This window comes from Pandoraea pnomenusa (assembly GCF_040391475.1).
Classification (GTDB): domain Bacteria; phylum Pseudomonadota; class Gammaproteobacteria; order Burkholderiales; family Burkholderiaceae; genus Pandoraea; species Pandoraea pnomenusa_C.
Map to the genome: position 1 here is coordinate 17075 of NZ_JBEBXS010000007.1, position 14209 is coordinate 31283.

Below are 14209 nucleotides of genomic sequence, written 5' to 3' on the forward strand. Positions count from 1 at the left end.
TCGCTGCCCGGACCGCGCCGTTACCGGCCGCGGCCCACCCGACAGCCGGTCACTTTGCCGGCTGCTTGTACTCGATGCTGGCGGCGAACTGCTGCAGCGTCGCTTGCGGCACTTCGCCCAGCAAGGTCAGCCAGTAATCGCCGTAGCGCTTGATGAGGATGTTCGTCGCGCCGGCGTTACCGTGGCCTTCCTTGCGTTCGCGCGTGGCCGGCTCGATAAATACCGAAAGTCCGGCCATGCCGTCGGAATATACCACCTGCTGGACTTCCAGCGGTTTGCCGTCGGTCGTCGAGTTCATGGTGCGACGCACTTCACGCACAGCCTTGAAGCCCGGCACCTTCTTGTCGGTGTTGATGCTCCAGCCGGCGTCCGCCACACGCGTCGGCACGATCTGCGGCTTGATCACGTGCCACCCGTGCGTTGCCTGAATGGCGTGCACGATACGCGCCCGCTCACTCGGCACCCCGATCGCGATCTGCGAGAAGGCAGCCTGTTCGAGCAGATGCCCTTCGGCGTCGATGGTCTGGGCACGCAGAAGCAGGCCAGTGTTGCGATCGGCCCACAGGCGATAGCCAAAACGGAATTCGTCGCGCGGCGTAAGCTCGATCACCATGCAGTCGAAGCCCGCCATCCGCTCATTGGGCAGCAGCTTCGGCGCGTAATAGTCGAGCACATCGCGATTGGGCGTAGCGAGCAATGCAGGGAACGAGTCCTTGCTTTCGCGCTTTTCCTGGAAGACAGTCTTCTGCTCGGGAATCAGCGTGTAGACGTCTTCGTTCTGACGAAGAATGCGGCGCTGGCGACCGTCGAGCGTCTCGAGTTCTTCGTACTCGTTACCCTTTTCGGCGAAGTGACTGATCTTCGACGAACGCATGGTCGAACCACGCTGATAAACGAAGGTACCGATGTAGTTCTGCGTCTGCGCCGCGCGATGGATCTTGTTGAGCCACGCGCCGACTTCGCGTCGCTCGACCAAAGGATCGGTCGACGGCGCGGAAGCCTGGGCCCACGACTGCGATTGCAGCGTGGTCGCCAGCAGGAAAGCGAACAGGAAGAAAGTGCGCCCGATGGGCGCACGCGGCAAGGATTCGATACTCAGGCGCTGCATTTATTCGTCCGCTTGCGCCGAGGCTCGCATGTAGGGGGAAACGCTCTGGCCGATCGGGGCCGGTGCGTATTGCTGGTGTGCCGCCAGATACTGGTCGAGACGCGCATCGCGCAACACGATCAGATCGTTCGGCGCATCGGCGCTCGCGCCGTTGGCAGCGACGGTACCCTGCGGCTGCTGGGCAAGCGCCACACGCGTGACGTTCGAACCGGCAGCGCCCGGCGCGGCGGCCTGGGCAAGCACCTGCGGCTGGCTACCGCCCGCCGGATGATCTTGCAGACGCGGCACCACGACCCACGACAATGCGGCCACGGCAGCGGCGGCAGCAGCCGTCGGCAGCACCCGGCGCACGCGCAGGAAAGGATTGATACGGGTCACACGCGAGCCTGCGGCCTTCGCGACTTGCGCGGCGCCGGCCTGCGTGTCGGCCAGAGCAGCCGGCGCAAGCAGGTGAGGCTCGGCCTCGAGGCGCGCGGCGAAGGAGGCCATGAAGGCCGACTCCGAACGCGGCAGCGCCAGATCGTCGGAACGCAATGCGTCTCCGATCAGATGGTAGTCGTCCCAAAGCGGCCGGCCGGAGGTGTCAGCCTCATCCAGCAGAGCGGCCAGTTCGTCCGGATCGAATTCCCCGTCCATCAACGCGGAAATCCGCTCGGCTTGCAGCCCCCGCTGCGTTTGCACCGTCGCTGATCCCATGATATCCCCCAACGAAAATAACTTTCCCGGCGGTGCGCTTACCAGCGCTTACCGTCAGGCGTGTCCAGCAGCGGCCTCAACCGGCTGGCAATCGCTTCACGCGCCCGGAAAATTCGCGAACGGACCGTTCCGATCGGGCACCCCATGGCTTCGGCGATTTCCTCGTAGCTCAGACCCTCGATTTCTCGCAGGGTAATTGCCGTTCGAAGTTCCTCGGGCAAAGCCTCCATCGCCAGATTGACCGTTTGAGCAATCTGCTTGCTCATCAGCATCGACTCAGGCGTGTTGATATCCCTTAGTTGATCGGCCTCGGCAAAAGTTTCCGCTTCTTCAGCGTTCGCTTCAGTCGAAGTCGGTGCACGGCGCCCCTGCGTTGCGAGGTGGTTTTTCGCCGTGTTAACTGCAATACGATACAGCCAGGTATAGAACGCCGACTCACCGCGAAACTGCGGCAAGGCACGGTAGGCCTTGATGAAGGCCTCCTGCGTCACATCCTCGACCTCGGCGGCGTCGCGCACGAGCCGCGATACGAGGCGGATGATCTTGCGGTGATATTTCGCGACCAACAGCTCGAAGGCGGCTTTGTCGCCCTTTTGCACGCGCTCGACGAGCGCCTGGTCGATTTCTCGTTCACTCACCTGATATGGATCCGTATTTTCTCTGGCTGACAGGCCCCAGTCGGGCCCGATTGCACCGCGGCAGCACTCGCTGTCGCGGCTGGAAGTGTCTTTGACGCCGCACGCCCGGGCACACTCACCGGAGCGTGGGTCAGCGGGACGGGACGCCTGCGCGGCGTCCCGCGAACATTAGACGCGCTGGAAGACCAGCGAGCCGTTAGTCCCGCCAAATCCGAAAGAGTTCTTCAACGCGACGTCAATTTTCACGTCACGGGCCTCGTTTGCGCAGTAATCGAGGTCGCAAGCGGGGTCTTGATTGAAGATGTTGATCGTCGGCGGCGACTTCTGGTGATGCACGGCCAGCACGGTAAACACCGACTCCAGGCCGCCCGCGCCACCCAGCAGGTGGCCCGTCATCGACTTGGTCGAGTTCACCACGACTTGCTTGGCAGCGTCACCCATCAGGCGCTTGACGGCGACCGTCTCGGCAATGTCGCCCAGCGGCGTCGAGGTGCCGTGTGCATTGACGTAGTTGACGGCGTCGGCGTTGACGCCAGCGTCGCGCAGCGCATTCTTCATGGCACGCAGCGCGCCGTCGCCGTCTTCGCACGGTGCGGTCATGTGGTACGCGTCGGCGCTCATGCCGAAGCCCGTAAGCTCGGCATAGATCTTCGCGCCGCGTGCCTTGGCATGCTCGTACTCTTCGACCATCATCACGCCGGCACCTTCACCCAGCACGAAACCGTCGCGATCCTTGTCCCACGGACGGCTGGCCGTTGCCGGATCGTCGTTGCGCTCCGACAGCGCGCGCATCGCCGCGAAACCGCCAATACCCAGCGGCGACACCGTGGCTTCGGCGCCCCCGGCGAGCACGGCATCGGCATCGCCATACTGAATCATGCGCGCGGCCTGACCAATACAGTGCAGACCGGTCGTGCAGGCGGTGACGATCGCGAGGTTCGGCCCTTTCAGACCGTACTTGATCGACAAGTGCCCCGAGATCATGTTGATGATCGAGCCCGGCACGAAGAATGGGGTGATCTTGCCCGGACCGCGATTGAGTAGGACAGTCTGCGTATCTTCGATCATCGGCAGACCACCAATACCCGAGCCGACCAGCACGCCGATACGCTCTGCATTTTCCCCGGTGACTTGCAGGCCGCTGTCTTCGAACGCCTGAATACCGGCAGCGAGGCCGTAATGGATAAACGTATCCATCCGGCGCGCATCCTTCTCGGCAAGATATTTCGTAACTTCGAAGTTTTTGACTTCGCCTGCGAAGCGCACCTTATGCGCACTCGCATCGAACTTCGTGATGTTGGCGATGCCCGAACGGCCTGCGACGAGATTCTCCCAACCTTCGGCAACAGTGTTGCCGACCGGCGAGATCAGGCCCAGACCGGTAATGACGACGCGACGACGACTCACGATACTCCCCTTCTTCTGCTGGGTCATACAAAACAAAAGCCACAGAGGCGACAGGGTTCGACCCCGCGCTCCCTGCGGCTGACAGGCGTGCCTGGTGCCAGGAACCGGTCGGCACCCCGGCCAGCCAGGCGAACCATAGGCCTATTACTTGCCCGAGTGCGACGACACGTAGTCGATAGCCTGCTGCACGGTGGTGATCTTCTCGGCTTCTTCGTCCGGAATTTCCGTTTCGAATTCTTCTTCGAGAGCCATCACCAGCTCAACCGTGTCGAGCGAGTCAGCGCCGAGATCGTTAACAAAGCTGGATTCGTTCTTGACTTCAGCTTCAGCCACGCCAAGTTGTTCCGCGACGATCTTCTTGACGCGTTGCTCAATGTTATCCATGCAAACCCTCCGGGGTAGTTAGTTCAGACAAGTGCGCGCATTTTAACAGGTTTGCCAAGCAAAGTTAGCCTGCGCCAAATAATGTTCAATGTCGCGCAAATTTATTGATTTTCATCATAACTCACGCGATCTTCCCTCAATTCATGAACATGCCACCGTTCACGTGAAGCGTGGTGCCGGTGATGTAACCGGCCTGCGGAGACGCGAGGAACGCCACCGCATTGGCGATATCTTCCGGCGCACCGAGGCGGCCCAGCGGAATACGCGCCTTGAGCGCTTCATGCTGTGCTTCGCCCAGCGCCTTGGTCATGTCGGTATCGATGAAACCCGGCGCAACGCAGTTGACCGTGATGTTTCGGCTGCCGATCTCGGCGGCCAACGAACGTGCCATGCCGGCCACGCCCGCCTTGGCCGCCGCGTAGTTCGCCTGCCCCGGGTTGCCGGCCGAGCCGACCACCGAGGTCACGTTGATGATGCGACCGCTGCGCGCCTTCATCATCGGCTTGATCACGGCGCGCGACAAACGGAAGATCGCCTTGAGGTTCGTGTCGATCACGTCGTCCCACTCGTCGTCCTTCATCCGCATGGCCAGGTTGTCGCGCGTGATGCCGGCGTTATTGACGAGGATGTCGAGCTTGCCGTGCTGCTTCAGGATGTCGTCGAGCGCTGCGGCCACGCCTTCGGCGTCGGTCACATTCAGGACAATGCCCTTGCCCGAAACACCGGCCTCGGCGAAATAGGCATCGATACCCTTCGCACCGCCTTCGCTGGTGGCGGTCCCGATGACCGTCGCGCCCTGACGCGCGAGTTCCAGGGCGATGGCACGACCAATGCCGCGCGAAGCGCCGGTTACCAGCGCCACGTGATTGTCGAGTTGCTTGCTCATAAGAGAATGACCTCTGCCTGTTGCTTACGAGAGTTGGGCGCGCACGTCGGCAAGCGACGCCGGATCCGTGATGGCCAACCCCGTGAGATTGCCGTCGATACGCTTGGTCAGGCCGGTGAGCACCTTGCCCGGACCGCACTCGACCACTTGCGTCACACCTTGCGATGCCAGCCACTTCACCGACTCGACCCAGCGCACCGGGGCGGCAGCCTGACGCACCAGCGCGTCCTTGATGCGGCTCACGTCGGTTTCGACGGCCACGTCGACGTTGTTGACGAGCGGGATCTGCGGCGCGTTGAACGTCACGTTCGACAGATACTCACGCAGACGATCCGATGCCGGCTTGAGCAGCGACGAATGGAACGGTGCCGACACCGGCAGCACGAGCGCACGCTTGGCGCCGGCGGCCTTGGCCAGTTCACATGCCTTTTCCACGCCCGCCTTGGCACCCGCGATCACGATCTGTGCCGGCGCGTTGAAGTTGACGGCTTCGACCACGCCGGCAGCCGACGCTTCGGCGCAGACGCTGCGCACGGTGTCGTCGTCGAGGCCAAGAATGGCGGCCATGCCGCCTTGCCCGACAGGCACGGCTTCCTGCATGGCTTGCGCACGGAAACGCACGAGCGGCACGGCGTCCTTGAACGCAATCACGCCGGCAGCGACGAGCGCCGTGTATTCACCCAGGCTGTGGCCCGCCACAAATGCGGGCTTGGCGCCGCCCTCGGCCAACCACGCACGGTACATCGCGTAGGCGGCGGTGAGCATCACCGGCTGGGTGTTCGTGGTGAGGTTGAGCTCTTCGGCGGGGCCAGCGGCGATCAGCTTGGCCATGTCCAGCCCGAGGGCGTCCGAAGCTTCGGCAAGGGTCTCGCGCACTGCGGCGTTATCCGCGAACGCGTCGAGCATACCCACCGATTGGGATCCTTGTCCCGGGAAAACGAAAGCGAATGTCATAGCGCCTGGTTTTGCAGTCAGATTCAGAAACATTACGGCGCGGTCTCGCGCGCCGAAGTGAAGGTGACGACGCACGAGAAGGCGTTACCACGCGCGGCGCACCGGTGGGCGCGCCGCTTACCCGCGTGGCGCCTGCGCGCCGGGGCATTTACATGCGGAACAGCACCGCACCCCACGTGAAGCCACCGCCAACGCCTTCGATCATGACGTTATGGCCCGGCTTGATGCGCCCGTCGCGAACGGCGACGTCCAGGGCGAGCGGAATCGAAGCAGCAGACGTATTGCCGTGCTGGTCGACGGTCACGACCATCTTCTCGTCCGCGAGCCCCAGTTTGCGAGCCGTGCTCGTCATGATGCGCAGGTTGGCCTGGTGAGGAATCAGCCAGTCGATCGACGACTGATCCATACCGGCCTTTTCGAGGGCCTCGTGGGCCACTTTTTCGAGCACGCGGACCGCCAGCTTGAACACTGCCTGGCCATCCATATAAAGGAATGCTTCGCCCTGCACCGCGCCGGCGTTGACGTTACCCGGCACGCACAGGATATTCGAGTGGCTGCCGTCCGCATGCAAGGCGCTCGACAGAATGCCCGGCTCGTTCGACGCCTGCAGCACGACGGCGCCGGCGCCGTCGCCGAACAGCACGCACGTGGTGCGATCGTTGAAATCGAGAATGCGCGAGAACGTCTCGGCGCCGATCACGAGCACGTTGCGGTACGCGCCCGAGCGGATGAAGTTGTCGGCCGTTGCCATTGCGTAGGCAAAGCCCGAGCAGACCGCCTGAATGTCGAATGCGGCACAACCGTTGGTCACGCCGAGCTTGTGCTGCACCAGGCAAGCGGTGCTCGGGAACACGAAGTCGGGCGTCGACGTGGCGACCATGATCAGGTCGAGCTGGTCGGCGCTCAGCCCGGCCATGTCGAGCGCGCGCTTGGCCGCTTCCACGGCCATGTCGCTGCTCGTCTGATCGGGCGCGGCGAAATGACGGGCCTTGATACCGGTACGGGCAACGATCCACTCGTCGCTCGTCTCGATGCCACGGGTGGCCAGCTCTTCGGCCAACTGCTGATTGGTCACGCGTCGTGCCGGCAGGTAGCTGCCGGTACCGACGACACGGGAATAAATCGCGGACTGGGTCATCTTATGATCGGGTAGCGCGCCGGGGCGGGGCCGCCGGCGTCAGAGCGCCGGAATGGCGCTCACCGGCTTGTTGTCCTGGAGCTGGGTCTGATTCTCTTGCATGGCGTGCGACAGTCGGTCGAGCACACCGTTGCGAACTGCATCATAGCCGCGTTTGATAGCCCATTCAAACGAGTAGGCATCGGCCGAACCGTGGCTCTTGATGACAAGCGCACGCAGGCCGAGCAACGCAGCACCGTTATAACGGCGATGGTCGACGCGGTTCTTGAAGCGGGTGAGAATCGGTAGCGCGACGACAGCGATCACCTTGGTCCACCACGTGCGGGTGAATTCCTCGCGGATCATGTCGCCAAGCATTTGCGCCAGGCCTTCGGAGGTTTTGAGAGCAACGTTGCCGACGAATCCGTCGCACACGACGATGTCCGTCGTACCGCGATAGATGTCGTTGCCTTCCACGTTACCGTAGAAGTTCAGCGTGGAGCCGCGCAGCAGCTCGCCCGCCTGCTTGATGACATCGTTGCCCTTGATGACTTCTTCGCCGATATTGAGCAGGCCGATCGACGGACGATCCTTCCCGTCGACCGCCGCGACCAGCGCGTGGCCCATTTCGGCGAATTGCAGCAGGTGCGTCGGCTCGCAATCCACGTTTGCGCCCAGATCGAGCATCGTGGTGTAGCCGCCCTTCTGATTCGGCAACACGGTGGCAATCGCGGGGCGCTCAATGCCCGGCAGCGTCTTGAGCACGTAGCGCGAGACGGCCATCAGCGCGCCGGTATTGCCGGCGGAGACGCAAGCCTGCGCGCGCGCTTCCTTGACCAGATTGAGCGCCACTCGCATCGAGGAGTCTTTTTTCCTGCGCAGGGCGGTCTCGACGGAGTCGTCCATGGCGACGACTTCGGTGGCGTTGACCACGGACAGGCGCGGGTGATCCGTCACACGCAACTTTGCGAGCTGCGCGTTGATGACCTCCTGCTGTCCGACCAGCACAAGTTCGACATCGTCGGTGGATTGCACGAAGCGAACCGCGGCCGGCACCGTCACCGATGGGCCGTGATCCCCGCCCATACAATCGATCGTCAGGGTGACTGTCATGTCGACGTGATTGGCTTGCGGTACAAGTAACAAAAAAAGCGGCAGGATGAGTGCCGCTTTTGCCACATCAAACGATCAAACAGCGCCATGATGGGCGCGTATCGTCTGGGGGGCCGAGTTAGTCGTTCTTGGTCTTGATGACCTTGCGACCACGGTAGAAACCGTTCGGCGAGATGTGGTGACGCAGGTGCGTCTCACCCGTCGACGGCTCGACGGCGGTCGACGGTGCGGTCAGGAAATCGTGCGAACGGTGCATGCCGCGCTTCGACGGCGACTTCTTGTTCTGTTGAACGGCCATGATAACTCCTCAAAATATCGCGAAATTTTAACACAGTTCGAGCGCCGCCCTACGGTGTCGGCCTGTCGGCCCGACCTGTGCGACTAACGCAAACATGTACTTTGGTGAGCCGGAAATCCGGCCGCACATTACTTTCCGTCCTTGTCCGGCGAGCGCTTGAGCGCTGCCAGCGCCGCGAACGGAGACGGCTTATCCTCTTCTTCGGGCTCCGGGGCCGGCTCTGCCAACCCGTCGCTGCCCGTGGCCAGGCTTTCGTGCACCGACGGGCAAACGTCATGTTTGGGCACGATGGGCAAGGCCAACAGCAATTCTTCCTCGATCAGCTCGCGCAGATCGAAATGTTTCGAGCCGACCAGCGCCTCGAGTTCGTCCTCATCGAGGGGACGCTCTTCCGCCGCCGCCTCGTCGCGCACGATCTCGAAGGTCGTCTCCGAATCGAGCGGCTCCTGATACGGCGTGAGGCAGCGCTGGCATTCGAGCCACATCGGCCCGGTGACCGCGAGCGTCAGAAACTGCGCCACGGTGGGCTTGCCATCCGCACGCAACACCTGCTTCTCGGCACCTTCCGCACGCCAGTGGAACACCACATCCTTCGCGCGCCCGGACGCCGAGACTTCGGCAGGCACTTCGGTTACCATGCGCGGCAACGCCGCAAGCTGCACGTCACCTTCCGCCACCCGGCCGGTACGCGCGAATTCGAACAGATCGACGATATATTCGTTCATCACGCTCATCCTTGCCGTTGGCGCATCTGAGCGCGTTTTCCTGTCCCCAGCCACTTGCAGCGCCTTGATTCGACGCCACTTCCGGGCATTCGAACAGGTGTCGCGCAGGTTGGCGGGACCGAGCGCCAGATTGCAAAAGCCGTGAATTCTAAATAGTTTTTCGTTTCTCGTCAAACACTTAAACCCGATGACCGTACAGCCCCTGCCACCGCTGATCCTGGCTTCAGGATCACGCTATCGCCGCGAACTGCTCGAGCGCCTGCGCGTGCCGTTTTCGGTCGACACCCCGGACATCGACGAAACCCCCGCCCCCGGTGAAACGCCGCATGAAACATCGCTGCGCCTCGCCCGCCAGAAGGCGCAGGCCGTGGCTGCCCGCCATCCCGGCGCCGTGATCATCGGCTCCGATCAGGTGGCCACCTTCGAAGGCCGCCAGATCGGCAAACCCGGCAATTTCGAGAACGCCATGACCCAACTGCGCGATATGCGCGGCAAGGTTGTCGAATTCCACTCCGCCCTTTGCGTTTATGACGCCCGCAACGGCGGGAGCCAGGCAAAAGACGTCGTCACACGCGTGAAGTTCCGCGATCTGCCCGACGACGTGCTCACCGCCTACCTTCACGCCGAAACCCCTTACGACTGCGCCGGCAGCGCCAAATCCGAAGGCTTGGGCATCATGCTGCTCGAAACCATCGAAAACGACGATCCCACCGCGCTCATCGGCCTGCCGTTGATTGCACTGGTCACCATGCTGATGCACACGGGGATTGCCCTGCCCGGCCCCGGCATCGCGGCAACGACAGGAGTCACGGCATGAGCGGCACGCTGTATCTGATCCCGAACACGCTGGGCACCCAAACGCGCGGCGGCCTGCCTGCGGTGCTCCCCGAAGAGGTTCGCGCCGTGACGGCAAGCCTGAAGTACTTCGTCGGCGAACAGGCGAAAAGCACCCGTGCGTTCCTGAAGCTGGTCGGCACCACCACGCCAATTCAGGAAATCGAGATCCGCGAACTGAACGTCAACACGCCCGAAGCGGCTGTGGATGCGCTGCTTGCCCCAATTCTCGCAGGCGCGGATGGCGGACTCGTGTCTGAAGCCGGTTGTCCGGCAGTGGCCGATCCCGGCGCCTTGCTGGTGCGGCGTGCGCATGAAAAAGGGGTACGTGTGGTGCCGTTCGTCGGCCCGAGCTCGATTCTTCTGGCCTTGATGGCAAGCGGCCTGAACGGCCAGAGCTTTGCCTTTCACGGCTACCTGCCGACCGACCCCGGCGAGCGTGCCAAGCGGCTGCGCGAACTCGAACAACGCTCCCGCAAGGAGCAGCAGACACAGATCTTCATCGAGACGCCCTACCGCAACAAGGCCATGCTCGATGCCCTGCTGCAGAACTGCGACGCCGCCACGCGCCTGTGCGTCGCCGTCGACGTGACGCAGGACGGCGAGCAAATCGTCACGCATCGCGTGAAGGGATGGCCCCAGGCAAGCATCGAACTCCACAAGCGGCCCGCGATCTTCCTGTTCCTCGCCCAGTAACTTCCGAATTTCGCGTCAGCACAAAAAAACCCCACGGAAACCGGCGTTTCCATGGGGTTTTGTCTTTCGATGCGTCCGCCGACTTACTTCAGTGACAGCGACGAGCCCATCATCATCGTTTTCATCGCCGCCGCACCGACGGCCGCACCGAAGCGCCTTGCCACGCGCTCGGGCAGGTTTTCCTTGACGGTGTAATCGACAAGATCCGGCGCCTTGAGCACGTCTCGGGCCACCGAATCCACCGTGCCGAGCCCGTCCGCGAGCCCCAGCTCGATCGAGCGCTGGCCGGCCCAGAACAAGCCACTGAACAGGTCCGGATCGTCCTTCAGGCGATTGCCGCGCCCTTTCTTGACCGCACCGATGAACTGTTGATGGACCTGCTCGAGCATGTCGAGGGCATAGGTCTTCTGCTGCTCGGTCTGCGGCGAGAACGGGTCGAGGAAGCCCTTGTTACGCCCGGCCGTGAGCAGACGCCGCTCGACACCGAGCTTGTCCATCAGGCCGGTAAAGCCGAAACCATCCATCAAGACGCCGATGGAGCCGACGATACTCGCCTTGTCCACGTAAATCTTGTCGGCGGCCGCCGCCACGTAGTACCCGCCCGAGGCGCAAATCTCTTCGACCACGACATAAAGCGGCTTCTTCGGGTATTTGGCCCGCAAACGCGCAATGTCGTCGTAAATCATGCCCGCCTGAACGGGGCTGCCGCCCGGGCTGTTGATTCGCAGAATGACGCCCGCGGCGGAGGCATCCTCGAATGCCGACTCCAGCGCCGAATTGATCTTCTGCGCGCTGGCCTGGCCGTCCGGCCCGATTTCGCCGCTGAGCGTGACCAGCGCCGTGTGCTTGCCGGACGTCGCGCCCGTCGACGTACCGCCGTCGAAATCGAACACCGACCACACGATGAGCGCGAGGATCGCCACGATCAACAACCGAAAGAAGATCTTCCAGCGGCGCGAGGCGCGTTGCTCCTTGATCCCGGCCATCAGCACACGCTCCAGCATCTCGCGCTCCCACGGCTTTACCTCGTGGGGATCGCGACTGGCACCGCTACCGCTCAGCGGCGGAAGCCCACCCGGCGGCGGAAAGCCGGGTTCGGTGCGGGACGAGTCGGGCGGCAGGGTGTCGGCCATACGTTATCCGGAAGCTTGAGTAGATTGAGTAGAGGACAGAACAGGCAAAAGCGGTAAGGGCTGCGGCAGATTCAATATGCGCGGCAACGCCGGGCTTCAGTTTGCCGACGGCTCGGGCACGCCGATGTACGCGTCGGGCCACCAGACGACGGTCGTCCCGCTATCGTCGGCCACTCGGCCCGAGGCATCGCCCCCCGGCCCGCCCGCATCCGACGCACCTGACGCACCTGACGCACGCTCTTCGACACGCACGGGCTGCAACGCGCCACCGCGACACGGACCGCCCACGCAATGCCCGGTATCGGGCTCGTACATGGCGCCGTGCGTCGCGCACACCAAGTATAAGCCGGACGTCTCGAAGAACTGCCCCTCCGACCAGTCGAGCTCCATTGGCACATGCGCGCACTGGTTGAGGTAGCCGTAGACCCGCCCGTCAAAGCGAATCACGAAGGCCGGCGTGAGACGACCGGCGACGAGCACGTCGAAGCGAACGCCGCGCCCGCCGTCCTCGAGCACCTCGCCCGGGCAGATCGATTGCGGCGCGACGATGTCGGTCACACGCGCTCCAGCAGCCAGTCGCGCAGTTCGGTCACGCTTCCGGCGCAATACGTGGGGGCGAGGGCGACGAGTTGATCGCGCGGATGCGCACCGCCGTAGGCAACCGCCACGCCCGCCGTGCCGGCGCTACGCGCCATCTGGAGATCGTGGGTCGTGTCGCCGATCATCACGGTGCGGCGCAAATCCTGACCGAGCTCACGCGTGAGCTCCTGCAACATGGCCGGGTGCGGCTTCGAGAATGTCTCATCCGCGCAACGGGTTGCGTCGAACATGCGCATCAAACCGGCGGATTCAAGCGCCCGGTTCAGGCCAACGCGCGACTTGCCCGTCGCCACCGCCAGAAAACGCCCGCGCGAACGCAGCTCCTCCAGCAGTTCACGCACGCCGGTGAACAGCACCGTCTCCTTGTCGCCTATCAGATAGTGAAATCGATAGCGTTCCGAGAGACGCGGATAGTGCGCAGGATCGAGCGACGGCACGGCCATCTGGAGTGCGTCGCGCAAACCGAGACCGATCACGTGGTTGGCCACCTCGTCGGACGGCACAGGCAGCCCCAGATCGCGGCAGGCGGCCTGGATGCAACGGGTAATGGTGGGCGTTGAGTCCATCAACGTCCCGTCCCAGTCGAAAACGACCAGGTCGAATTCAGGGCTTGGCATCGGCGGGAGTGCCTCGAAGTTGATTCAGGAATTTTTCACATTCTGGCGGCAACGCTGCTTCCAGCGCAATCGGCGTATCGAGCACCGGGTGGGCGAATTTGAGCCGCCACGCGTGCAGGAACATCCGCTTGATACCTGGCTTGACCCCGGGGCGCGCCAACGACTTGTTCAGCGTGAAGTCACCGTACTTGTCGTCGCCGACGATGGGCGTGCCGCAATGCGCCAGATGAACCCGAATCTGATGGGTGCGTCCCGTTTTCAGTTCCGCTTCCAACAAGGTGTAGGGCGGCAGAGATTCCACCATGCGGAATACCGTATGGGATGCCTGCCCGTCTTCCTGCACGCGCACGCGGCGCTCGCCCTCGGCCGTGACATATTTATACAGCGGCGCCTTGACAGCACGTTGACGGTCCCGCCATTCGCCCGTGACACAAGCCAGATAGCGCTTGTCCATCCGGTTATGGCGGATCTGCTCATGCATGCCCACGAGCGCTGCACGCTTTTTCGCCAACAGCAGGATCCCGGAGGTCTCGCGGTCCAGCCGATGCACCAATTCGAGGAATTTCAGATGCGGCAGGGCACGGCGCAACTGCTCGATCACCCCGAAGGACACGCCACTGCCGCCATGCACGGCAACCCCGGCCGGCTTGTCGATCGCCAGGAGATAGTCGTCTTCGAACAACACGGGGAACGTGGCCGCCGGGACGTGGGCGGGCGCCTCACCGGCCGACGACGCCATGCGCACCGGTGGAATCCGGACGATATCGCCAAGGACAAGTCGATAGGCTGCGTCTACTCGCCCTTTGTTCACGCGGACTTCGCCGCTACGCAGGATGCGATATACGTGACTTTTCGGTACCCCTTTGCACTCGCGCAAGAGGAAATTATCGATACGCTGACCGGCGGAACCGTCGTCGACCTCGACGAGACGGACCTGCGGTGCGGATGCCGGCGAAACCATTTTCTGCCGACTTTTGCCTAACTCATTCATTATGAATATAAT

The 14209-nt window shown here is 62.9% G+C and carries 17 protein-coding genes; 2 read left to right on the top strand and 15 right to left on the bottom strand.

Annotated elements, in window-relative coordinates:
- Positions 1-49 precede the first annotated feature (49 nt).
- The 11 genes from ABWO90_RS09465 to ABWO90_RS09515 all read right to left on the bottom strand — a co-directional run bounded on the left by ABWO90_RS09465 (position 50) and on the right by ABWO90_RS09515 (position 9335).
- Positions 50-1108, bottom strand: a complete 1059-nt coding sequence (locus ABWO90_RS09465; protein WP_353190969.1) for a MucB/RseB C-terminal domain-containing protein — start codon at positions 1106-1108, stop codon at positions 50-52.
- Positions 1109-1804: a sigma-E factor negative regulatory protein gene (locus ABWO90_RS09470; protein WP_353190970.1), complete on the bottom strand. Its 696-nt coding sequence runs from the start codon at positions 1802-1804 to the stop codon at positions 1109-1111.
- Positions 1805-1842: 38 nt separating this feature from the next.
- Complete coding sequence (gene rpoE / locus ABWO90_RS09475; protein ID WP_353190971.1) at positions 1843-2442, bottom strand: RNA polymerase sigma factor RpoE; 600 nt, start codon at positions 2440-2442, stop codon at positions 1843-1845.
- Between the two features lie 168 nt (positions 2443-2610).
- Positions 2611-3849 (bottom strand): beta-ketoacyl-ACP synthase II, encoded by a 1239-nt coding sequence (gene fabF, locus ABWO90_RS09480; protein WP_353190972.1) that lies wholly within the window; start codon positions 3847-3849, stop codon positions 2611-2613.
- A 144-nt stretch (positions 3850-3993) separates the two neighbouring features.
- Positions 3994-4233 carry an acyl carrier protein gene (gene acpP / locus ABWO90_RS09485; protein ID WP_353190973.1) on the bottom strand — a complete coding sequence of 80 codons (240 nt, stop codon included), beginning with the start codon at positions 4231-4233 and terminating at the stop codon, positions 3994-3996.
- Between the two features lie 136 nt (positions 4234-4369).
- The gene (fabG, locus tag ABWO90_RS09490) at positions 4370-5119 is read right to left on the bottom strand and encodes a 3-oxoacyl-ACP reductase FabG (RefSeq protein ID WP_353190974.1); all 750 of its coding nucleotides are present in this window, start codon (positions 5117-5119) and stop codon (positions 4370-4372) included.
- Between the two features lie 24 nt (positions 5120-5143).
- Positions 5144-6073 carry an ACP S-malonyltransferase gene (gene fabD, locus ABWO90_RS09495; RefSeq protein ID WP_353190975.1) on the bottom strand — a complete coding sequence of 310 codons (930 nt, stop codon included), beginning with the start codon at positions 6071-6073 and terminating at the stop codon, positions 5144-5146.
- A gap of 148 nt (positions 6074-6221) precedes the next feature.
- Entirely contained in the window at positions 6222-7211 is a 990-nt protein-coding gene (locus ABWO90_RS09500; RefSeq protein ID WP_353190976.1) for a beta-ketoacyl-ACP synthase III, read from the bottom strand.
- 39 nt (positions 7212-7250) lie between these two features.
- Positions 7251-8303, bottom strand: coding sequence for a phosphate acyltransferase PlsX (gene plsX, locus ABWO90_RS09505; RefSeq protein ID WP_353190977.1), 1053 nt, complete (start codon positions 8301-8303; stop codon positions 7251-7253).
- Between the two features lie 118 nt (positions 8304-8421).
- Positions 8422-8601 carry a 50S ribosomal protein L32 gene (rpmF, locus tag ABWO90_RS09510; protein WP_353190978.1) on the bottom strand — a complete coding sequence of 60 codons (180 nt, stop codon included), beginning with the start codon at positions 8599-8601 and terminating at the stop codon, positions 8422-8424.
- A 128-nt stretch (positions 8602-8729) separates the two neighbouring features.
- Positions 8730-9335, bottom strand: a complete 606-nt coding sequence (locus ABWO90_RS09515; protein WP_353190979.1) for a YceD family protein — start codon at positions 9333-9335, stop codon at positions 8730-8732.
- Between the two features lie 178 nt (positions 9336-9513).
- On the opposite strand from ABWO90_RS09515, the gene ABWO90_RS09520 reads away from it, so the two are divergent.
- On the top strand, positions 9514-10143 hold the full coding sequence (locus ABWO90_RS09520; RefSeq protein ID WP_353190980.1) for a Maf-like protein: 630 nt from the start codon (positions 9514-9516) through the stop codon (positions 10141-10143).
- Positions 10140-10856 (top strand): SAM-dependent methyltransferase, encoded by a 717-nt coding sequence (locus ABWO90_RS09525; protein WP_353190981.1) that lies wholly within the window; start codon positions 10140-10142, stop codon positions 10854-10856. The genes ABWO90_RS09520 and ABWO90_RS09525 overlap by 4 nt, the downstream gene beginning before the upstream one ends.
- An 83-nt stretch (positions 10857-10939) precedes the next feature.
- Here the strand turns inward: ABWO90_RS09525 and ABWO90_RS09530 are convergent, their stop codons facing one another.
- The 4 genes from ABWO90_RS09530 to ABWO90_RS09545 all read right to left on the bottom strand — a co-directional run bounded on the left by ABWO90_RS09530 (position 10940) and on the right by ABWO90_RS09545 (position 14197).
- On the bottom strand, positions 10940-11989 hold the full coding sequence (locus ABWO90_RS09530; RefSeq protein ID WP_353190982.1) for a S49 family peptidase: 1050 nt from the start codon (positions 11987-11989) through the stop codon (positions 10940-10942).
- A 96-nt stretch (positions 11990-12085) separates the two neighbouring features.
- Entirely contained in the window at positions 12086-12547 is a 462-nt protein-coding gene (locus ABWO90_RS09535; RefSeq protein WP_353190983.1) for a Rieske (2Fe-2S) protein, read from the bottom strand.
- The gene (locus ABWO90_RS09540; RefSeq protein WP_353190984.1) at positions 12544-13206 is read right to left on the bottom strand and encodes an HAD family hydrolase; all 663 of its coding nucleotides are present in this window, start codon (positions 13204-13206) and stop codon (positions 12544-12546) included. Before ABWO90_RS09540 ends, ABWO90_RS09535 begins: the two co-directional genes overlap by 4 nt.
- Entirely contained in the window at positions 13193-14197 is a 1005-nt protein-coding gene (locus ABWO90_RS09545) for an RluA family pseudouridine synthase (RefSeq protein ID WP_353191148.1), read from the bottom strand. The genes ABWO90_RS09540 and ABWO90_RS09545 overlap by 14 nt, the downstream gene beginning before the upstream one ends.
- Positions 14198-14209 lie beyond the last annotated feature (12 nt).